Genomic DNA, 20,876 nt, shown 5'->3' on the forward strand with positions numbered 1-20,876 from the left:
ATGGAAACGAAGAGCCCTCTCAAGCTCGCATACACGAACGCTCAAGGGCTCTCTTCTACCTTAAACTATACTTTTTCAACATTGAAATACTGCGCTTCAGGATGAGCGAATACCATTGCGGAAACGGACGCTTCCGGCTCCATCATACAACCTTCGGTTAGTTCCACCCCAATATCCTGCGGCCTCATGAGATCAAACAATGGCTCCTGGTCTTCAAGATTTGGACACGCTGGATAACCGAATGACACTCGAATGCCTTGGTAGCGTGCACCATGTCGCTGCTTCATCGTCATTTCCGCTGGATCAGGATAACCGCTAATATCGCGCATAATATGGTGGACGCGTTCAGCCATACCTTCCGCCACCTCAAGAGCAACAGATTGAAGCGCATGTGAACGAAGATAGTCCCCGTTATCCTTCCATTCATTAGCAAGCTCGCGAATACCCTGTCCGGCTGTGACGACTAAGAAACCAACGTAGTCCATCACGCCGCTTTCCACCGATTTCAAGAAATCCGCCAAACATAGATATGGTTCTACCTGCTGCCTAGGGAATGTAAAACGCTTGATCTCTTGCAAAGGATCAACCGGGTTGTAAATGATAACGTCATTGCCCGAGGATTGCGCCGGGAAGAAACGGTACATGCCATGCGTCTTAATGATACCGTCCGATGTCCCTTTTTGCAAAATTTCATCAACCGTAGCTTTAAGCTGCACAGCTTTTTCATTGCCCTCTTTAAGCAAGTTGTCGACGTTGCCTTTCAGTCCAAGGTGATGACCAAGTAGCATCTGCATATTAACATAAGGAATAACATGCGGCAGCGGTACATCCCTAAGAATGTGTCGGTCCAAATCAGGCGGCGTAAAAACAGGAGCGTCTGGAGAGATTTTGGAACGAACGGCTCGTGTCAGCTGTGGCAATGGTTTTTTCTCTTCTTCTTCTAATCCGCCCGAAGCTTTGAATGCGGCCATTTCTTCTTCCATCCGCGTTCGGTGCTCTGGATCCATCAGCTTATTCGCAATATCGAGACCATCCATTGCATCTTTGGCATAAAGTACAAGGCCGTCATATTCTGGACCGATTCTCGTTTTTGTAAACTTCCTCGTAAGTGCCGCGCCGCCTACAAGGATTGGAGCATCAATACCTGCCGTACGCAAATCCTGCGCTGTAATGACCATCTGCTGCGCAGATTTAACGAGCAATCCCGACAATCCGATTGCGTCAACCTTTTCATTGCGGTATGCCTCGATTAATTGCTCCGGCGGTACTTTTATGCCCAGATTTATTATTTTGTAGCCATTGTTTGATAAAATAATTTCGACCAGGTTTTTCCCGATATCATGAACATCGCCTTTAACCGTAGCAAGGATGATTTTACCCTTTACAGAAGATTCGTTTTTCTCCATAAAAGATTCCAGATAGTTAACGGACGCCTTCATGACTTCTGCGCTTTGCAGCACTTCTGCAACAATTAGCTCGTTTCCGTTAAACAGCCTGCCTACTTCCTCCATTCCGCGCATTAACGGTCCGTTAATGACTTCCATCGCGGAATATTTTTTCAACGCTTCGTCGAGATCCGGAATCAAACCTTCCTTCGTTCCCTCTACAACATAAGAACCAAGCCGCTCTTCTAGCGAAAGATTTGAAATTTTCTCTTTTTTCTCAACCTTCTTATCGCGGAAAGCAGCTACAAAGGATGCTAGCGTCTCATCAGTCGTGTTATAGATTAGTTCCTCTGCCAGACGACGTTCTTCATCCGGAATAGAAGCATAGCGTTCCAGCTTTTCCGTATTGACGATTGCATAATCAAGTCCGGCTTTTGTCGCATGATACAAATAGACGGAGTTAAGCACCTCGCGGCCAGCATCCGGTAGACCAAAGGAAATATTGCTAAGTCCAAGGATCGTTTTGGCAAGTGGGAATTTCTCTTTAATCATGCGAATGCCTTCCAGCGTTTCGACGGCTGAGCCAATATACTGAGGATCTCCAGATCCGACAGGGAACATGTTCGGATCAAAAATGATATCCTCGGCGTTCATTTTATACTTTTCCGTTAACAGCCTATAGGAGCGCTCAGCAACCTCCATCTTCGCTTCACGGGTTACAGCTTGACCGCGTTCATCGATTAGAATCATTACGACAGCTGCTCCATATCGGTGAATCAACGGTAAAATTTGTTCGAACTTGGATTCGCCGTCTTCTAAGTTAATCGAGTTAATTATCGCTTTTCCTTGCGAATATTTCAGACCGAGCTCAATAATATGGTCATAGGTCGAATCGAGCATTAATGGTGCTTTGATCTTTTTTACAACCTGCGGCAAAAACTGATGAACCGCATAGGCTTCATCAATGTCTGTATCCTGCAAGTTGATATCGATGACATGCGCGCCGCCCTTAACCTGCGCACGCGCAATTTCGGAAGCTTCATCAAACTTTTCTTCTTTCAGCAGTCGTTTAAACTTACGTGATCCGGAGATGTTCGTACGTTCACCAATCATGATTGGGCGGTTCTCTGGTTCAATGTAGACTGTCTCAATTCCGGAAACCGCGTTCGGATGCGAACCCATCTTGTTACGCGGCGCATATTTGGCCATCGTCTCACCCATCACACGGATGTGGTCAGGTGTCGTTCCACAGCAGCCCCCTGCGATGTTCAACCAGCCCTGCTCGGCAAACGCAGACATCTTTTTCGCAAGCGATTCAGGCGATTCATGGTAATGTCCGTTCTCATCCGGCAAGCCCGCATTCGGATAGCAGCTGATTGCAGAATTAGCAATCTCGCTCAACGTGCGCAGATGATCCCGCATAAACTCCGGCCCTGTCGCACAGTTAAGACCGATGGAAATCGGCTTTAGATGCTCCAAGGAAATATAAAAGGATTCGATGGTTTGACCTGCAAGCGTCGTGCCCATCGGCTCAATGGTTCCGGATATCATAATTGGAAGCTCTTTGCCGAGCTTATCGAATGCGTTGCGGATTCCGATGCTGCCAGCTTTTACATTCAACGTATCTTGTGATGTTTCAAGCAATAGCGCGTCAACATCTGCTTCAATCAAAGCAAGCGCTTGCTCATAATAGCTCTCTACAAGCTCATCAAAGGTGACGCCGCCGGTTACAGACAATGTTTTTGTCGTAGGTCCGAGTGCGCCGGCAACATAACGAGGCTTCTCTGGAGTACTGTATTTGTCGCATGCATCACGAGCAAGCTTAGCAGCAGCCAAGTTGATCTCTCTAGCCTTCTCAGGTATGTCATAATCAGCCAACACTACACTTGTAGCTCCGAAGGTATTGGTCTCTAATATGTCAGCGCCTGCTTCAAGATATTGCTCGTGAATCAATTGGATAACGTCAGGACGAGTCAGCACGAGCATTTCATTACAGCCGTCCAGCTCTGGTCCGCCAAAATCATCTTCATTCAATCCAGCCTGCTGGATCATCGTCCCCATCGCGCCGTCCAGAATGAGAATACGCTGTTGAAGCATTTGTTGTAAGGTCGGTTTCGACAATTTATTACACCCTTCCCAAAATCATTAACACATAGTTTAGCAGAATACCTTCTGTGTGAAAAGGTAATCCATCGACAATCCAATTATTTTGTTTTATAATCAGTATATCATTTAATTTCTATAGGAAAAGAGGGAATGTTCATGGCTGAAATTAGAATTCGCAATACAGAGGAACGGATTCAAGGTGAAGAGGCTGTCCGTGCATTTCTAGATAAGCAAGAGGTGCTTTACGAGCACTGGAACCCAGCCAAGCTGGCAGAAGGGCTTCAACAGAAATTTGTGCTTTCCGATGAAGAAAAACAAGAAATTTTGACGACATATGACGAGGAAATCAAAGATCTTGCTGAGAGACGCGGTTATAAAACATGGGATATCATCGCATTATCCGATGCTACACCAAACCTCGACGAGCTGCTTAAAAAGTTTGAAAACGTCCATACGCATACAGAAGATGAAGTTCGTGCCATTACAGCCGGACGAGGTATCTTTATCATTAAGGGTACGGACGACGTAGGTTACTTTGACGTTGAGCTCGAAGCTGGCGATGTCATTTCCGTACCGGAATACAAGCCGCATTTCTTCACGCTTATGGATAACCGTCAAATCGTTGCCGTACGTCTCTTTATTGAAACAGAAGGCTGGATTGCACACCCTTTCGCTGATGAGAAATTTGCATCTAGCGAAGCGTAAATTCAATTCATAAATAATGCAAGCCCCTCTGCAGCAGCGAATGCTGGCCATGAGGGGCTTTTTAGTTCCATTTTTTAAGCTTCGAGAAGGTGAAGGAGCTCTTCAAGATGCTTGATTTCATGCGATGGAATAATGTCATCATTGCGTACGGCAGCATGACGATTAATCCAGACAGACGTCATTCCCACCGTATTTGCTCCTAGAATGTCAGTCGTCAGCTTATCGCCAACCATAATTCCATGCTCGACCTCAATGTCTAGTCGCTCAAGTGCATGCTTAAATATGGCGGCAGCCGGCTTGCCCTGACCAAATTCACCTGAAATTATAATATGATCGAAGTAAGGAAGTAGTTCAGGTACGCCTGCAAGCTTCTCCCGCTGTAGATCTGGAGAACCATTGGTAAGCAATAGCAGCTTGTAATTCCCTTTAAGCTGCTCGAGCACACGGAATGTTTCTTCATAAACGATCGGACGTGCGCGACGTTCAGCAGGGAATTGCTCAGCAAGCTTCGCTCCAAGCTCCTCATTATCAATGCCGAGCGATTTAAGGCCTTGTGTCCAAGCAGCCTTTCGATATCCGGGAGCAAGGCGCTCTAATTTGCGGAACTCTTCTTGTTCGCCTTCAAGGAAAGGTGCCCAGAGTCCTTCAAACGGATTGATTCCAATCATTTTCGTAAATGGAAAGGTTTCATAAGACTCATATAGACCTCTTGCTTCACGACGCACTGCATCCTCCAATGCAGCGGGATCTATTCCTGTTTCATCTGCTGCTGACTGGCAAGTTGCCTCGAATGCTTCCTTTACACTTCGGTCATCCCAAAGCAACGTGTCATCCAAATCAAATAATACCGCTTGTTTAGCCATTATTGTCCAAACTCTCCTGCCTGATTATTTTTCCTGAAAAGGAATATGGTTTGCTTCTGCAAAAACCTTTAACTTTGCAGCAATTTCCTCCGTCGGGAAACGGTTCGTTAGTTTTGCAAAAACCCAGTTGCCGCCCTTTTGCTGTTCAACGATGACATAGCCTTTCTGCGCGCTAATTCCTTTGATTGCAGCTGCAGTAATTCGTTTGTCGCCCGTCATTCGGCGCGTTTGTACATAATCTTTGCCAATCGTTATGTAAGGACGTCTGAAATAGAACAATGCTGCCAAAAGAATATAACAGCCAACCGTTACCCAAAACATCGTATCCGTTTTGAATTGAGTCGAGCTTTGCATGAGAATTACGTACATGCCAATAAACAATATGAGCAATATCGGTGCAATGAAGTTGCGACCAACGATTTTCTCCGATTTCTCGGCATTAAATACAATTTGACCATTACCTTGTTTTTTCCGTTGTTTGTTAACAACAGTCATGTTTTTGCGCACTTTGCGCTCCCAGGAACGTGACAAGCTCATTCTCCTCCTATTATACTGCCCTATTCGAACGGTCGACGGAATTTCTCGATAAATCGGTTCGGATAATCATCCTGCAGCGCGCTAGCGCTATTCAATCGATTCCAAATCTCCGTCGGCATTTCCCAGCCTAATGCACCCATATTGTCTTCGAACTGTTCTAGTTTGCTTGCTCCGAATATTGGTGATGTGATTCCTTCACGTTGGATCAGCCATCTTAAAGCAATCTGCGCCGGTGTTTTATCTAGTTCTTTTGCAGCCTCTACTACCGCATCAAGAATTGAGAAGTTCTGGTCGGATGCGCGGTTGATCCACGCGCTTTCCCCTACCTTAGTAGTCATGCGACCTTCCTTAGGCTCATCACGTGTATAACGGCCAGTCAGAAAACCTCCGCCTAATGGTGCCCAAGGAATAATGCCTACTTTTTCCTCTAAGCATAGCGACAGCATTTCACGGTCCATTTGCCGGCTAACCAAGCTGTACTGCGGTTGAATGGATACGAAACGCACATAACGGCTAGCATCGCTATAGGCCAATGATTTCATGAGCTGCCATGCAAAAAAATTGGAGCACCCTATGTAGCGGACTTTACCCGAAGTAACAAGGTCATCAAGTGTGCGCAGCGTCTCTTCTATCGGCGTAGCATGATCCCATACATGCACTTGATAAAGGTCAATGTAATCTGTTTGAAGCCGTTTCAAACTAGCCTCAACACCATCCAAAATATGTTTTCGGGAAAGCCCTACTCCATTAATATTGCTTGAGGTCGTCATCCGTACCTTTGTTGCTAGAACAATATCAGAACGTCTTTTTTTAATAGCTTTGCCTACGATCTCCTCCGAACGGCCGCTAACATATACATCAGCCGTGTCAAGAAAGTTCCCGCCACGGTCAACGAATCGGTCAATCATTTCGATTGCATCCGCTTCGTTTGTTGTGTTACCGAACGTCATCGTACCCAAGCATAGCTCAGAGACAGCAAGTCCGCTTTTTCCCAATAGCTTATAATTCATCTAATTGACCTCCAATGGGGTTTAAATGATAACTCGCTAATACGTTTAATGCTTGATATCGTCTTTATCATCGACAATCTCAATCGTTTCAAGCTGTTGACGGAAATTGTTCTTAAAGTTCGTTAAATACTGCTTGCGAAGCTCGTCTCTTTCAGTGATTTCGGCATCGGATAAGCCCTCCGATTTATTTTTACGAGCGAGCTCGTTAATCCGTTCAATTATTTTTGAAAACTCCATTGCTTGCTCTACTCCTCTCATGATGGAAAAACCTCTACTCTATACTTTGACATTTTGAGAGCTAAGTTGTCAAGGCGATGCTTTATGGTAGGGCCACTTGATCGCCTGGCTTTAAGCCTTCTAGGACTTCAGTCTGCTCCGGGGTTTCCAATCCAATCTTAACTTCTTTTCGCTCATATTTGCCATTCCCAGAATCATGCATAACGAAGTACTTATCCTTCTCGCGAGCAATTGCGATGGATGGCACGATTGTTGCGTTCTCTTGCTTTTCTGTCTCAATTGAACCACTCAAGCTCAGCCCCGCGATCAAAAATTCATTAGATTCAAGTCCGATCACAACTTCGAATTGCGCTGCTTGGTTCAAATTATTCTGATCCGTGCCGAATTTAGCGAATTTGGAAACACTCTGAACCTTCCCTTTAATTATTAACTCCTTTTTTGCACTCATCATGACGTTTACCGACATGCCTTCCTTTATGCGGAAAATATCCTGTTCCCCTACAAGTGCAATAAATTGCAGCTTGCTCAAATCAACGATCTTGCCGACATATTCATTTTGGCCAACCATTTGCGGTCTTTTGCTTGGATTATCAAATAAGAAAATCCCTTTTGCCGGCGAACGGTATATCGAGCTGTTAAGCATTTCTTTTTTGCTTTGAAGTTCTTTTTCTTGAATACCAATCGTAACTTCACGAAGCTCTTTGTTCAGCTTGGATACTTCTCTTTCTACTAAAGATTTTTTCCGTTCCCCTTCAGATGCCTCCAGTAAGTTGAAATCCTCATCTGATTGAATGAGATAATCATTAAGCTTAGCTTCCAGCCTAGCTTTGTGCATTTTAGCTTCCATTTGCACAATTTCGTTTTGTACTGTCGATTGATTTAATTTAAACAAAACGTCACCAGCTTTGACCTGCTGTCCATCTTGCACATTCCATACGGACACTTCTGAGCTGTAAGGTGCGTAAACGAGGGTCTCTTGCTCATATAATGACTTTCCTTTCACTTCAACGGTTTTCGATATGGTTCCCTTGGTTACTTGAAACACAATTGCTTCTGATTCTGTTTCAAGCATGTCTGGCTGGGAAGGGTTTCCAAGACGAAACAACCCAAAACTTATGGCTATAATGACTATTCCGAAAATGATCCATTTTATTTTACTCTTCATCACAATACTCCTTCGAACTCGTAGTTAATCTCTTTTAATCGCAGTCAGCGCATCTGTTCTTGACGCGCTAATAGCTGGATAAATGCCAGATAAAATGCCTGTAGCCAGCGCGAACGCCATTCCAATTGGGATCGTCATTAGCGGAATAAAGATAATGACAGCATCCTGTTCATCAGATAACTGATGAATTAGCCCATTAATCCCCCATACGATCCAATAAGAAAATAATACGCCGAGCAGCCCTCCCAGCAATCCTAACAATGCCGCTTCGACTATAAACATATTTCTAATTTGACCCAAGTTAGCCCCCAACACCTTCATGATGCCAATTTGCCTTCTTCTCTGGTAGGTAGACATCGTCATGGCTACTACTATCGAAATCGAAGCAATGATCAGAATGAAAACCCCGATACCTAATGCAGCTGCCTTTATGATTATGATCTTGAATTCATTCGCCAATCTTTCCTTCTGGTACAAATTCGTTTGTGTCGTTACTGACAATTTCTGAATCTGCTTTTCAACCTTCTCAAGCTTCGATTGATTATCAACTTTGACGATGATGGATTGATAGGTTTCTTGGTCATCTTCAGCTAGCTTTAGATCTTTCTTAAGCCGCGCTGCCGTTTGAAGCGAGACATATCCCTTTTTGTTATACATCAGTTGAACGTCGCTGGAACCGCTAGGCTTTTTTAATACACCAATTACCCTAAGCGGCCTGCTGAACACTGGTCCGCCTTCCGTTTCGTAGCGAAACTGAATTTGCTTCTGGTACATAACACTCGGCATCTTGCCTGTGTTCTCATATTGTTGTATGACAGCTTCATTATAAGGATCTGCATTTAATTGCTCTTGGAGCTTCGCTTTCGTTTCTTCCTCGATTAAGCCTAACGTTGCACCATAGTTCAGAACGATTGCATCCTCCATATTGGAAGGTCCACCTTGGATGAATATATTTCCGAAAGCTGTTAGCATCTCCAAATCCGTTCCGATCACTTCGGTTTGATATTGTGAGCTCATTCCGTCCAAAGTGAACATTTCCATATAATTAAGCTGCTGATAAGGTGAAGCAGCAGCTACATGCTGCATCTGTTTCATGATGTTCAGCTTCTGTTCCGTCAATTTTCCTTGCATGGTGGAATCAGTAGCGGCTTCGGAAGCAGTACCTCCTGTTTGTGGTCCGCTATTTGCAGTAACCGTAATTTCATCCATATTCAAATAACTATTCATTTGTTTCTCTATGTATAGTTGAGCTGATTCGCCGATACTCATCGCGACGATAATGGCTGCGCATCCGATTGAAATGCCGGCTGCGCACAACCCAGTGACTACCTTTCTGCGTTTCACCTGGTCCCATGATAGCCTCGTAACATCGCTAATTCTCATGGAATAGTCCTCCTGCATGCGTTTGTTTCCGTTTTTGATCCTGCTCAGTTACCAAATAACCATCTCTAAGCGTTACGATTTTCTCCGTCCGTGCCGCTACCTCTTGCTCATGTGTAACCACAATAAAGGTTGTATCCATCGTTTTGTTTAACTGTTGCAGAATCATAATAATTTCTTCCTCTGTCTTTGTATCCAAATTGCCTGTTGGTTCATCTGCAAATATGACGGAGGGCTCCGTAATTAACGATCTGGCTATACTGACACGCTGTTGCTGCCCGCCTGAAAGCTGCGACGTGAACATCTCTGCTTTTTCTGGTATGCCTACCTGTTCCAATAAGGCTAGTGCCTTTTTCTTCCTCGCTGCCGGATGTACGGATTGAAATACGAGCGGAAGCTCGACATTCTCCCGTACCGTAAGATTCGCAATGAGCTCATAGGCTTGAAATATAAATCCGATATGACTACGTCTGAATTCCGCTAGTTGATTCTCATTCATCTTAACGATGTTTTGACCAGCAATAAAAATGTCACCTTCAGTCGGCTTCATAAGCCCAGCCATTAAATTGAGCAGTGTAGATTTGCCTGATCCAGAGCTGCCTAGTAAAGCGATCATTTCTCCCTTTTGTACTTGAAAGCTAATTTGATGCAAAACTGCTGTTGTTTCTATCCCGTTCGTAAATGAATGTGATAATTGCTCTACACGTAACAATGTCGTCTCTCCCTTCAGTCCCCTTTAATAGACGACGAAATGTAAAAGAAACCCTGCACCACACACAAAAAAACTTCCTAAACCAAACAGGTCATTAAGATCTGCTTGATCTAGAAAGCTGTGGTATTAGAAAGTATGTATACAAAATAAGAGAAAATAATTAAATAGAAGGAATGATAAGCATTTGCCCAGGATTAATTTCTGAAGTATTTAACTCATTGCGATCTTTTATTTTATAAATAATATATCTGATATCATGTTTCGAATCAGAGAAGCGTTTTGCGATCGCCCATAGCGTATCGCCTGAATGAACAATTACGACCTGCTCCTCGTTCGAGGCTGTTGCCGGATCTTTACCAGATGCATCCGTACCCATCATTAGAAAACTAGTAAATAAAAGAATGAAAAAAACAAAGCATACGATAGCCTTTACTGAATTACGTTTTACAAAGCGGCCAATTCTATTCGGCACGGCCTTATTCTCATGTTGCTCATGGATTGATTTATAAAAACTCGGATTCATTATCATTTATCAGCACCCCAAACGTTTGTTCTATTTTCAGATTACACGAACAAACGTTTGGTGTCAACAAAAAATGCGAACCTTTGTACTTGAGAACTTATGTTTGTACGAACTCCGGTTCTATGTTATAATTTTTTGCAAACCTACTAATGGAGTGATAACTGTGTCGAAGATTTCTAACCGACAACATTCAATTTTAGAATTTATTAAAAATGAAGTTCGGGAGAAAGGCTATCCACCCTCCGTTCGAGAAATCGGCGAAGCTGTTGGATTGCTGTCGAGTTCAACTGTGCATGGCCATCTAGACCGCCTTGAGAAAAAAGGGTTAATTCGTCGTGACCCTACCAAACCTCGCGCAATCGAGATTCTAGATCAAGATGGCGTCGATGGCATTATTCCGCTATCCGTAGCTAAAGTGCCAATTGTCGGTAAAGTAACCGCTGGCGTCCCCATTACCGCAACTGAAAATATTGAAGAGTATTTCCCTCTTCCTGCCCATTTCGTTGGGGACAGCAGTGTCTTTATTCTCAATGTAATGGGCGAGAGCATGATTGAAGCAGGCATTCACGACGGCGACTATGTTATCGTTCGTCAACAGCAAACCGCTAACAATGGTGAGATTGTAGTTGCCATGACTGAAGACGATGAAGCAACAGTCAAAACGTTTTACAAAGAGAAAAATCATATCCGCTTACAGCCAGAGAACTCTACGATGCAGCCGATTTTACTCCAGAATGTAACGATACTGGGCAAAGTGATTGGACTTTTCCGCGACATCCATTAATACATGATCGTTTACATAAAGAAAAGGCTGGATCGAATGCTATCGCATTTTTGATCCAGCCTTTTTTTTGAAAAAAGTGATATTTAATGAAATACGAATGATTCAAGAGAAGCCGTTGCGTATCTGCTTTAGGGCAAATATCCAATCATTGCACTTCTGTCCTGCATAAGATATGTTGTACTCAAGACGTAAGGAGGTGCATTGAGAAATGTCCGGTTACGTTGGTGGAGCATTTACGAACACAGGTACTATATTGGTTCTTTTTATTTTATTGGTGATTATTGCTTGCAGCTGCATGAGCTTCGGCGGTTATTAATCAAATGTTCAATTGCATTTACAAATTATAAATAGATTAAAGACCCTACCCTAGGGTCTTTTTTTGTATGTTTAAACCGCTTTAGTGATCGAAGCATTCCATTTTTCTCAATCAACCGTTTCCTTGCAAGAGGGCTAAATTAAGATGGGCAAGTTTCGTGGATTGACTTTGAAGCATAGGCTGAACGTAAAGCAACATAATGGAGGAATCAGTCATGGCATTAGGACCTCTTCAAACTCCTTTTTACCCATATCCGCCTGCTTATCCGTACCCTTATCCCTATCCTTATCCGTATCCTTACCCTGAAGTGCTCCCTCTCCCATTGCCATTCCCGCAAGGCGGCTTCGGAGGGCCTTGGTGGCACGGCGGATTCCCTGGAGGCGGCTTTCATGGCATAGGGCCAGGCGGCTTTCACGGAGGCCCACATGGAGGCTTCCATGGCGGAGGATTTCATGGCGGGCACCGTCAACCGATTTGCATAAAGTAATTATCTTTGTGTGAAAGAAAGACAAAACAAAAGGAGAACATACCGGTTTCATGGATGTTCTCCTTTTGTTTTGTCAATGTGGTTAGGCATCGTCGGCTTTTTAACAGCGCTTTAACCAAAAAGCACTTCAGGATTAAAACGTTTAGCAATTTCACCTAATCTATGCCGTTCAATAAGCGGATAGTCATACAAATACCCCTCGAAAACAGTCTCTGCTTGTTCATGTACAAGAAAGTCATTCGGAGTTACCAAGGTCGAAGGTCGGTTCCATAGTTGAATACCGCTGCTGCGCAAGGAATCCGCTACAAATTGTGAACAAAAATAAGAATGTGCAGGCTGTAAATCCGTATCAATTAAAACGCCAATCAAGCCGATCAGATTATAGCGGTATATATCCTTGTTTTTCTCGAATTCGCAAATAATCTGCTCCAAACTTGTTTTTTGTTGATTCGTCACTGCTATACGAAGAAGCTTACACTTTGTCTCGGGAAAGTGCCTAAATGTTCCATTATAAACATCCTCTTTTACGAAACCTCCGTTTAATGGATTGGTTGCTTGCTTCCTGCCGAAGCTATATACCCCTTCTAGCTTTTCATCCATAACGAGCGAAGCATGATTATATGGGGCTCTTGTAAAGCTTTTTATTACCCTCGTAAACAAAGTACCTGTGTTGGTCAACAAAACATATATGCTATTTGTTCGATCATCTTGTACATTTGCTGCACCCATGCTGCTCATCTCCTGCTTTAAATGCTGTTATATTCTCCATTACTCTTCAGTAGTTAATTTGAATATAACAAGCTTGGAGACAAACGAATAGTACTAACTCTATATGGTACTAACACCGCTCTTCAGCGCACACGTAGAACTCATCTCTAGGTTCGTTTCATTGACTTCATGATTTATTCGCTAAGGAAATGCGCTAGGGCAAACGGAATATCGCCGAACGCAAGCCACGTATACGAGGCGGCCAAGCCAAATATCAAGACATCAGCAATGACCAAGTATGTTTTCAACCAAATATTTGCAACATTATTAGGCTTGGTATCGTTACATAGACAGCAAGAAATATGAGAATACCGCATCGAGCAAGAAAAACATATTGGTCAAATCATGCCTATTTTCGGTGACCGGCATGAACTTGAATTTTCGGCTTGCTGCTTATTCTTGTTAAGCGGTCTGGCAGAATAGTTGAAGATTTCCAACATTCATATGTCGGTCTTTACCTCTGAAAATGAAGGGAGTTGAATGCGATTAAGAGAATTATTGTTTTATTTTCTTTTTTTTGTATTGCGTTTCTGATTGGTTGCAGTAAAGAGCCAACCGAGCAGATTGACGATAACCATATTGAGTACCTTGAGTCATTTGGCTGGCATATTGAAGACAAAATCAGCGAAAGAACTCAGGATACAAAAAAACTCATTTAGATGCACAAATAGCAGGTATTGATTTGAAACCGTATAATGAAGCTGAAATTACAACCTATATGCTAAAGGAAACACAAAAAACAGGTAAGAAAATTTCCGCCTCCATTTATGAATATAATGGACATATCATCGGAGGGAACGGTCAATTAGAAGAATGGCTGCCTGGTGTTTTTTCATTGAAGGATAAAGAAAGGCTGATCAGCGAAGGAACAATAAGTAAATAGTATGTTCACCTCTACTGCGTTATCGGGACACGATAGAATAAATCGCCTTTTCAGCGAAGGCGGTTTTCTTATGGTCAAATATCAACATTTGAATTTAACATAGCCTATCTAATAAAAAAACCTTAACGCGAATGCGTTAAGGTTTCTCTTTTTTAGTATAGCGTCAAATACTGATCGCGTTCCCATTGGTGAACTTGCGTGCGGTACATATCCCATTCAATTTCTTTAAGTTCATAGAAATGCGCAAGCGCGTGATCGCCGAGCGCTTCACAGATAATATCGCTGCGCAGCATTTCATCCAAAGCTTCTTTTAGATCAAGAGGCAAGCTCGGAATACCTGCATCCTGACGCTCTTCCTCAGTCATGATATAGATATTGCGGTCAGTAGGAGCTGGCAATGGCAATTTGTTCTGAATGCCGTCTAATCCTGCTTTTAACATAACAGCAAGTGCAAGGTATGGGTTAGCTGCCGGATCCGGGTTGCGAACCTCTACGCGCGTACTAAGACCGCGAGAAGCTGGTATACGGATCATAGGCGAACGGTTGCTTGCGGACCATGCTACGTAACAAGGTGCTTCGTAGCCTGGGACTAGACGTTTATAGGAATTGATTGTTGGGTTCGTAATCGCAGCCATTGCACGTGCGTGAAGCAGAATGCCTGCCATGTATTGACGCGCAGTCGTGCTTAGACCGAGCTTGTCCTTCTCGTCATAGAAATCGTTTGTATCGCCTTTGAACAACGATTGATGGCAGTGCATGCCTGAGCCATTCACGCCAAACAGCGGTTTAGGCATAAAGGATGCATGCAAACCATGCTCGCGAGCAACGGTTTTAACAACGAGCTTGAATGTTTGAATTTGGTCTGCAGCTTTAATCGCATCTGCATATTTGAAATCGATCTCATGCTGGCCTGGAGCAACCTCATGATGGGATGCTTCAATCTCAAAGCCCATTTCTTCAAGCGTCAATACGATTTCTCGACGGCAGTTTTCACCCATATCCATAGGCGCCAGATCGAAATATCCGCCTTGATCGTTTAGTTCTGTTGTAGGCTCTCCGCGCTCATCCGTCTTGAACAAGAAAAATTCCGGTTCTGGACCGACGTTCATTGCAGTATAGCCAAGTCCTTCTGCTTCTTTCAAAGCGCGCTTCAGAATGCCGCGCGGGTCACCTGCGAAAGGCGTTCCGTCAGGCATATAAATGTCACAGATCAGTCTGGCAACGCGGTCTTGGGTTACCCATGGGAATACTACCCAAGTATCAAGATCGGGATAAAGATACATATCGGATTCTTCAATACGCACGTATCCTTCAATGGAAGATCCATCAAACATCATTTTATTATCCAATGCTTTCTCAAGCTGGCTAACCGGAATTTCTACGTTTTTGATTGTTCCGAGCAAATCCGTAAACTGCAAACGAATAAATCGAACATTTTGTTCCTGTGCTATACGTCTAATATCCTCTTTAGTGTAACTCACAGAATCATCTCCTTAGTTTGCGAATCAATGGTTATAAAAGTCCTACTAGCGCTTATTTAAGAAACGGGTCAATTGACCTTGAATGAGCGAAGCCTGACCCGGTCTTTTCTCGAGCAATTGCTGTTTAAGCAAACGATGCAGCTGCTGATCGGAGAGCTCGCGACGCTTAACTTCCGATTGCTCACTAACGATCGTCGCATCGTCCGATTCTTTGGAAACCGGATTCATAACCTGTTTAATGCCGGCGATATTAACGCCCTTTTCTATCAATGATTTAATTTCCAAAAGCCGTTCTACGTCATTAAACGAAAATAACCGTTGGTTTCCTGCTGTTCTCGCAGGGACGATCAATTCATGCTGCTCGTAATACCGGATTTGGCGGGCCGTTAAATCCGTCAGCTTCATTACGATGCCGATCGGAAATAGAGCCATATTTCTGCGAATATCGTCAGCCATGTCGCATCAACCTTCCAGTCGCTCATTTATAGATTCATTCTAACCTTTCCGACGCAAATGTGTCAAGTTATGTAAGGTTTAATCACAATTAAACCACTGTCCACTAGTCGGTACAATGCGGTTAGAACACCATATTTGGCGTGGGCATAGGTTAAACCGCCCTGCATATATGCAATGTAAGGTTCGCGGATAGGCGCGTCTGCTGAGAGCTCTAGACTTCCCCCCTGAATGAACGTTCCTGCCGCCATGATGACAGCATTCTCATAGCCTGGCATATCCCAAGGTTCTGGAACGACATGCGAGTCGACTGCTGCAGCTTGCTGGATGCCTTGTACGAATGCGATCAGATGCTCGGCTTGTCCGAAACGTACAGCTTGAATAAGGTCTGTACGCGGTTCGTTCCATCTCGGCTTCGTCTCGAAGCCAAGTTCTTCGAACAAAGCAGCTGCAAGCACGCTGCCTTTGATGGCTTGTCCAACCAAGTGAGGCGCTAAAAACAAGCCTTGGAACATCGGTCTTAGAGTTCCCAGCATGGCGCCAACCTCGCCACCTATGCCGGGAGCAGTCAATCGGTAGGACGCAGCTTCTACGGCGAATGCTTTCCCGGCAATATAGCCGCCAGTTTCAGCCAAACCGCCGCCTGGGTTTTTAATTAACGAACCTGCCATAAGATCAACGCCAACCTGAGTAGGCTCGAGCAGCTCGGTAAACTCCCCATAGCAATTATCGACAAAAACGATGAGCTCCGGCTTTATCGCCTTCACTCTTTTAACAATCTCTTCAATCTCGGCAATTGTAAAGGAGGCTCTCCAATCGTAACCGCGGGAGCGTTGAATGCCGATAACCTTAGTTTGCTCGGAAATCGACTTTTCAATGAGCTGCCAGTCAAGTCCTCCTCCCTCAAGAAGCGGTACCTCCGAATATTTCACGCCAAAATCCTGGAGAGAGCCCATTCCGTCATTTGGTTTCCCGATGACCTTATGGAGAGTATCATAAGGCCGTCCTGTTACATACAGGAGCTCGTCTCCAGGTCTTAGCACACCGAACAGCGCACAACTGATCGTATGCGTACCCGACACAAAATGCGGCCTTACAATAGCGGCTTCCGCTCCCATTACATCAGCGTACACGAGATCAAGTATTTCACGTCCGCGGTCATTATACCCATATCCGGTCGAGCCTGTGAAATGAAAGTCACTTACCTTGTGGCGCTGGAACGCTTCGATGACCTTCCACTGGTTGCGTTCTGCAATCTTATCGATTCTGCGAAAAGCCTCTGCTGCAAGCATCTCTGACTGCTCAGCAACCTGCTCGAGATGCTCCCACAGCTTCTGATTCTCATGCTGCCTATTCATATGTATCTACTCCTTAAAATTGCGAAGCAACTCGACTCCGTTAATGTATGTATTCCATTATTCAATATAATGCTTCAACCGATATCCATGCTGTTCATAATCCTGCTTGCTGACCTGAACGGTAAGTTTAAGTGAATCCTCGGTTACCTCTTGGTGAATAACTTCCCCGCTTCGATAAGCAAGAGCGATTAGGTCACCGCGCTCAGCCGGAACATTAAACACGACAACATCACCGCTCAGCTTGTCTTGAACAGACTGCTTTAATAGCTCGAGATCACCGATATCATAGGCACTAATCACAAGATTGTCACCGCCTGTAATAGGCAGATCCGACAAAGAACCGTTATTCACACACATATCCCTTTTGTTATAGACCATAATATACGGCTTATCAGAAGCACCAAGATCGCCTAATATTTTGTTTACGACAGCAATTTGTTCTTCGCGTACAGACGAGCTGCTATCGATTACGTGAAGTACCAGATCAGCCTCGCAGACCTCTTCTAGCGTAGCTCGGAAAGCAGCAATGAGATCCGTTGGCAAATTCTGAATGAACCCTACCGTATCTGTCAAAATGATTTCTCTTCCGTTCGGCAATTCGAGCGTTCTGGAGGTGGGGTCTAGTGTTGCGAACAGCTGATTTTCTACATAAACGTCAGCATTTGTCAGCTCGCGAAGCAAAGTCGATTTACCCGCATTCGTATAGCCGACCAGTGCAACCTGAGTGACGCCGGCTTTCTTGCGCCGCTCACGATGCAGCTTCCTATGCCTTACAACTTCCTCGAGAACAGTCTTCAAATCGAATATTCGATCGCGGATATGTCGACGATCAGTTTCAAGCTTTGATTCCCCTGGCCCTCTGGTGCCGATCCCCCCGCCTAAACGCGAAAGATTTTTGCTTTGCCCCGACAACCTTGGAAGCAAATAGCTAAGCTGGGCAAGCTCTACTTGTATAATGCCTTCCCGAGTTTTAGCGCGTCCTGCAAAAATATCCAGAATGAGCTGGGTCCGGTCAACGATCTTCAAATCGAGCGACTCTTCAAGATTACGTACTTGGGCGCCCGACAGCTCTTGATCAAAAATAGCTGTCGTTGCACCCAATTCGTCAGCCAATGCTTTAACCTCTTGAACTTTGCCTTTGCCTATAAACCATTTCGAGTCCACACTTTCCTTGTTTTGCGTAATCGTTGCAAGCACCTCAACTCCTGCCGTCTCCGTAAGCTGTGCAAGCTCTTGAAGCGACATCTCTGGGTCTCCGCCGTTGCGTTTGTCTTTCGCGGTTACCAAGCTGATCAAAATAGCCTTCTCCATCATATCGGGATTCGTATCGAATGTTTTGTCGCTCATCTTATGCTCCTTCTAATCGATCAGCCTGAAATCGGCTTCGTATCCCATTTTAAATCCTCTGGCCTAATCGTCATTAACTCCTGCTTCGCGGGTACGGAGTTTGCGTATTGCGACAGCAAACGGACTGCTTGAAACCGAATCGCTTTCTCGATAGAGTTTCTCACATATCTGGCATTGCTGAAAGAAAACATCGTGCTGAGTTTCTCTTGCATGAGATGCTGCCTTAATTTAAATATCGTTGGTGGCAGCAATACATAGTCGCGTTCCTTCGCCATTAACTCGCTAATTTGAATTAATTGATCCACCGAATAATCCGGAAACTCGATCTGGATTGGAAAACGTGAAGGAAGCCCCGGATTCGTTAGCAGAAAATCATCGATCTCAGCCGGATAGCCTGCAAGAATGAGCACGAATTGATTTTTATGGTCTTCCATCGACTTCACTAACGTGTCAATTGCTTCCTTGCCGAAATCTTTTTCGCCACCGCGGGCTAGGCTGTACGCTTCATCAATAAACAGCACGCCGCCCATCGCTTTTCGCACGAGATCACGGGTTTTCTGCGCCGTATGCCCGATGTATTCGCCAACGAGATCAGCACGCTCAACCTCGATCATGTGACCCTTCGTGAGAACACCCATCTTCTGAAACAGCTTCGCTACGATTCTTGCAATCGTTGTTTTCCCCGTGCCCGGATTTCCTTTGAAAATCATATGATACACGTGAGAGCCGCCAAATAATCCTGCTTCGGAACGCATTCGGCTAATGTAGAGCAGCGCATATATTTCATAAACCAGTGATTTCACATTTTCCATACCGATCATCGGTTCTAGTTCTTTTTGAATGTCCGCGTAATGGTCCTCGCTCGGCAGAGGCTTCACAGCAGGGAGCGGTTCCGACTCCAAAGCATGGGCTGACGCTCCAGTCTGGAAAGTTTCTTGGCTTCTCAGGACTACATTAATTTGACGGGAAGGTCTTGCGGAGCCATTGCCTGGCCCCGAAATGACGTGTCCACTCATCTGTCGCATCACCTATCCTTTGCTTCAAAAGCTGTCGCGGCCTGACCGCACTACAAGTTTATTCTACCTTGCAGCAGCATATTAGCAGATTTACGGCGATGAATCAGGAGGAACAATTCCTAACGTAAGCAGCAGCGAATCAAGCTTCCATTTGGTGAAAGCAAGTACTTCGCGCGACTCATTATATACGGGATTAAGCACTTTGGATTTTGTTGCAGCGACCTGTAAAGGCGAGAAATCAAGCTTTTTTGCAATTTCCTTTGCTCTGGCTGCATGATAATCATGTGTGATGACAAGCAGCATATCCAGCCCGTGCTGATCTGCGATATGTTGACTAAAAGCCAGATTCTCGTACGTGCTCGTTGCTTTATTTTCTAGCAACAGCTTGTCAGCTGAAATACCATTTGCGACCAGATAGTCGCGCATCCCTTCCGCTTCCGTTTTGGTCGAGCCATTCCCATCAAGTCCGCCAGATAAAATGAGCTTGTCCACGATGCCGGTTTCAATTAATTCCTGCGCAAAATCCAATCTTTCCTTCAAAGCAGGACTAGGCTCGTTATTCCATAAAGCTGCGCCGAGCACTATCCCAGCGTCTGCTTTAATCAATGGCTTCTCGGTATCGTAACCATTAATTAACCATAGTAAATAACCGCACCAAAATACGCCAGCGCATATGACCCATGCAGCAACACGCAACAAGAGCAGCCACGGACGCCTTTTTCTTGATCGTTTCCGTGAGCTGCTCTTCACATTTGCTGCCGTTTTCATGATTCGCTTAATTCCCCGGTACGCTCAAGCAAGCTCTTCCGATGCTTCAAGCTAAGCGTGAAATACCGGAATCGGCCGTTGCGAATGCTCGAGAGAAGCTTCCCTGCTGTTTTGCGAGCCAACGCTACATCTTTGTTGTTGACATCGCCATGTCTCAACGCATCCTCAAGCTCATCCTCATCCATCAAGAAAACTTCTCCGCTCGGAAGCACAACCACATCCAAATACAAATCATCAAACCAAGGCACCTGTTGGTCCGTTAAGCCTTGCGTCTTGCAAACATCGATGTACCACTGCACGACTCGGCCTTTATCATCGAACATCGTTGTGACAACGAAATGCTCGCCTCTAGGGAAATGCTGCATCCAAAGATATCCCCGGTCGGCCAAACAAAGCTTGCGGCCGTTATATTCCTTCCACAACGGCTCACGCAGCTCATGAATACGGTAAAACGTCACGAGACCTTTGAACTCGTCGCCGTCAAGCGCTAAGCAGGAATAGCTCTTGCGCAAGATACGCCGCCAGTTGGCGCGGTCTGAAAATTTTCTCTTCATACGGAACGTACCTTTCCGTTCAATTGAGATTAGCGCGA

Annotated in this window: 22 protein-coding genes; 5 read left to right on the forward strand and 17 right to left on the reverse strand. The window is 44.7% G+C overall.

The features are described 5' to 3' along the window. Positions 1–65: 65 nt before the first annotated feature. Complete coding sequence (metH, locus tag FHS16_RS08315; protein ID WP_183560830.1) at positions 66–3,506, reverse strand: methionine synthase; 3,441 nt, start codon at positions 3,504–3,506, stop codon at positions 66–68. Between the two features lie 141 nt (positions 3,507–3,647). Here metH and mtnD point away from each other — a divergent pair, with 141 nt between their 5' ends. Then, the gene (mtnD, locus tag FHS16_RS08320; protein ID WP_183560832.1) at positions 3,648–4,196 is read left to right on the forward strand and encodes an acireductone dioxygenase; all 549 of its coding nucleotides are present in this window, start codon (positions 3,648–3,650) and stop codon (positions 4,194–4,196) included. Positions 4,197–4,270: 74 nt separating this feature from the next. On the opposite strand, the gene FHS16_RS08325 is transcribed toward mtnD, so the two are convergent. The 8 genes from FHS16_RS08325 to yneA form a co-directional block, all read right to left on the reverse strand. Continuing rightward, positions 4,271–5,059 carry an HAD family hydrolase gene (locus FHS16_RS08325; protein ID WP_183560834.1) on the reverse strand — a complete coding sequence of 263 codons (789 nt, stop codon included), beginning with the start codon at positions 5,057–5,059 and terminating at the stop codon, positions 4,271–4,273. A gap of 24 nt (positions 5,060–5,083) precedes the next feature. Continuing rightward, a complete protein-coding gene (locus FHS16_RS08330) occupies positions 5,084–5,590 on the reverse strand; it encodes a hypothetical protein (protein WP_183560836.1) in 507 nt (168 codons plus the stop codon). 26 nt (positions 5,591–5,616) lie between these two features. Then, on the reverse strand, positions 5,617–6,606 hold the full coding sequence (locus FHS16_RS08335; protein WP_183560838.1) for an aldo/keto reductase: 990 nt from the start codon (positions 6,604–6,606) through the stop codon (positions 5,617–5,619). Positions 6,607–6,651: 45 nt separating this feature from the next. Continuing rightward, positions 6,652–6,843: a DUF896 domain-containing protein gene (locus tag FHS16_RS08340; protein WP_183560840.1), complete on the reverse strand. Its 192-nt coding sequence runs from the start codon at positions 6,841–6,843 to the stop codon at positions 6,652–6,654. Positions 6,844–6,925: 82 nt separating this feature from the next. Continuing rightward, positions 6,926–8,008: an efflux RND transporter periplasmic adaptor subunit gene (locus FHS16_RS08345; protein ID WP_183560842.1), complete on the reverse strand. Its 1,083-nt coding sequence runs from the start codon at positions 8,006–8,008 to the stop codon at positions 6,926–6,928. 24 nt (positions 8,009–8,032) lie between these two features. Then, positions 8,033–9,391 carry an ABC transporter permease gene (locus tag FHS16_RS08350; RefSeq protein WP_183560844.1) on the reverse strand — a complete coding sequence of 453 codons (1,359 nt, stop codon included), beginning with the start codon at positions 9,389–9,391 and terminating at the stop codon, positions 8,033–8,035. Further along, entirely contained in the window at positions 9,381–10,100 is a 720-nt protein-coding gene (locus tag FHS16_RS08355) for an ABC transporter ATP-binding protein (RefSeq protein WP_183560846.1), read from the reverse strand. Before FHS16_RS08355 ends, FHS16_RS08350 begins: the two co-directional genes overlap by 11 nt. Before the next feature lie 160 nt (positions 10,101–10,260). After that, positions 10,261–10,629 (reverse strand): cell division suppressor protein YneA, encoded by a 369-nt coding sequence (gene yneA / locus FHS16_RS08360; protein WP_183560848.1) that lies wholly within the window; start codon positions 10,627–10,629, stop codon positions 10,261–10,263. Positions 10,630–10,786: 157 nt separating this feature from the next. Between yneA and lexA the strand changes: the two genes are divergently transcribed. The 3 genes from lexA (at position 10,787) to FHS16_RS08375 (ending at position 12,210) form a co-directional block, all read left to right on the forward strand. Continuing rightward, positions 10,787–11,407 (forward strand): transcriptional repressor LexA, encoded by a 621-nt coding sequence (gene lexA / locus FHS16_RS08365; protein WP_183560850.1) that lies wholly within the window; start codon positions 10,787–10,789, stop codon positions 11,405–11,407. A gap of 208 nt (positions 11,408–11,615) precedes the next feature. After that, complete coding sequence (gene yjcZ, locus FHS16_RS08370; RefSeq protein ID WP_183560852.1) at positions 11,616–11,723, forward strand: sporulation protein YjcZ; 108 nt, start codon at positions 11,616–11,618, stop codon at positions 11,721–11,723. 214 nt (positions 11,724–11,937) lie between these two features. Continuing rightward, positions 11,938–12,210, forward strand: coding sequence for a hypothetical protein (locus tag FHS16_RS08375; protein WP_183560854.1), 273 nt, complete (start codon positions 11,938–11,940; stop codon positions 12,208–12,210). Positions 12,211–12,321: 111 nt separating this feature from the next. Here FHS16_RS08375 and FHS16_RS08380 read toward each other — a convergent pair whose 3' ends face one another. Next, positions 12,322–12,939 (reverse strand): hypothetical protein, encoded by a 618-nt coding sequence (locus FHS16_RS08380; protein WP_183560856.1) that lies wholly within the window; start codon positions 12,937–12,939, stop codon positions 12,322–12,324. Between the two features lie 721 nt (positions 12,940–13,660). Here FHS16_RS08380 and FHS16_RS08390 point away from each other — a divergent pair. Further along, positions 13,661–13,861: a hypothetical protein gene (locus FHS16_RS08390; protein WP_246431665.1), complete on the forward strand. Its 201-nt coding sequence runs from the start codon at positions 13,661–13,663 to the stop codon at positions 13,859–13,861. Between the two features lie 152 nt (positions 13,862–14,013). Here the strand turns inward: FHS16_RS08390 and glnA are convergent, their stop codons facing one another. From glnA to FHS16_RS08425, 7 genes are all read right to left on the reverse strand, one after another. Continuing rightward, a complete protein-coding gene (gene glnA, locus FHS16_RS08395; RefSeq protein WP_183560858.1) occupies positions 14,014–15,342 on the reverse strand; it encodes a type I glutamate--ammonia ligase in 1,329 nt (442 codons plus the stop codon). Between the two features lie 45 nt (positions 15,343–15,387). Further along, positions 15,388–15,798: a MerR family transcriptional regulator gene (locus tag FHS16_RS08400; RefSeq protein ID WP_053376247.1), complete on the reverse strand. Its 411-nt coding sequence runs from the start codon at positions 15,796–15,798 to the stop codon at positions 15,388–15,390. Positions 15,799–15,860: 62 nt separating this feature from the next. Continuing rightward, the gene (locus tag FHS16_RS08405; RefSeq protein ID WP_183560860.1) at positions 15,861–17,153 is read right to left on the reverse strand and encodes a methionine gamma-lyase family protein; all 1,293 of its coding nucleotides are present in this window, start codon (positions 17,151–17,153) and stop codon (positions 15,861–15,863) included. A 57-nt stretch (positions 17,154–17,210) separates the two neighbouring features. Next, on the reverse strand, positions 17,211–18,500 hold the full coding sequence (gene hflX / locus FHS16_RS08410; protein WP_183560862.1) for a GTPase HflX: 1,290 nt from the start codon (positions 18,498–18,500) through the stop codon (positions 17,211–17,213). A gap of 20 nt (positions 18,501–18,520) precedes the next feature. Beyond that, on the reverse strand, positions 18,521–19,516 hold the full coding sequence (locus FHS16_RS08415) for an AAA family ATPase (protein WP_183560864.1): 996 nt from the start codon (positions 19,514–19,516) through the stop codon (positions 18,521–18,523). A 90-nt stretch (positions 19,517–19,606) separates the two neighbouring features. Then, a complete protein-coding gene (locus FHS16_RS08420; protein ID WP_183560866.1) occupies positions 19,607–20,284 on the reverse strand; it encodes a YdcF family protein in 678 nt (225 codons plus the stop codon). After that, positions 20,281–20,838 (reverse strand): ribonuclease FAU-1 family protein, encoded by a 558-nt coding sequence (locus tag FHS16_RS08425; protein WP_183560868.1) that lies wholly within the window; start codon positions 20,836–20,838, stop codon positions 20,281–20,283. The genes FHS16_RS08420 and FHS16_RS08425 overlap by 4 nt, the downstream gene beginning before the upstream one ends. Positions 20,839–20,876: the final 38 nt, after the last annotated feature.

The sequence above is a fragment of the Paenibacillus endophyticus genome (assembly GCF_014192395.1).
In the GTDB taxonomy this organism is placed as follows: domain Bacteria; phylum Bacillota; class Bacilli; order Paenibacillales; family Paenibacillaceae; genus Pristimantibacillus; species Pristimantibacillus endophyticus.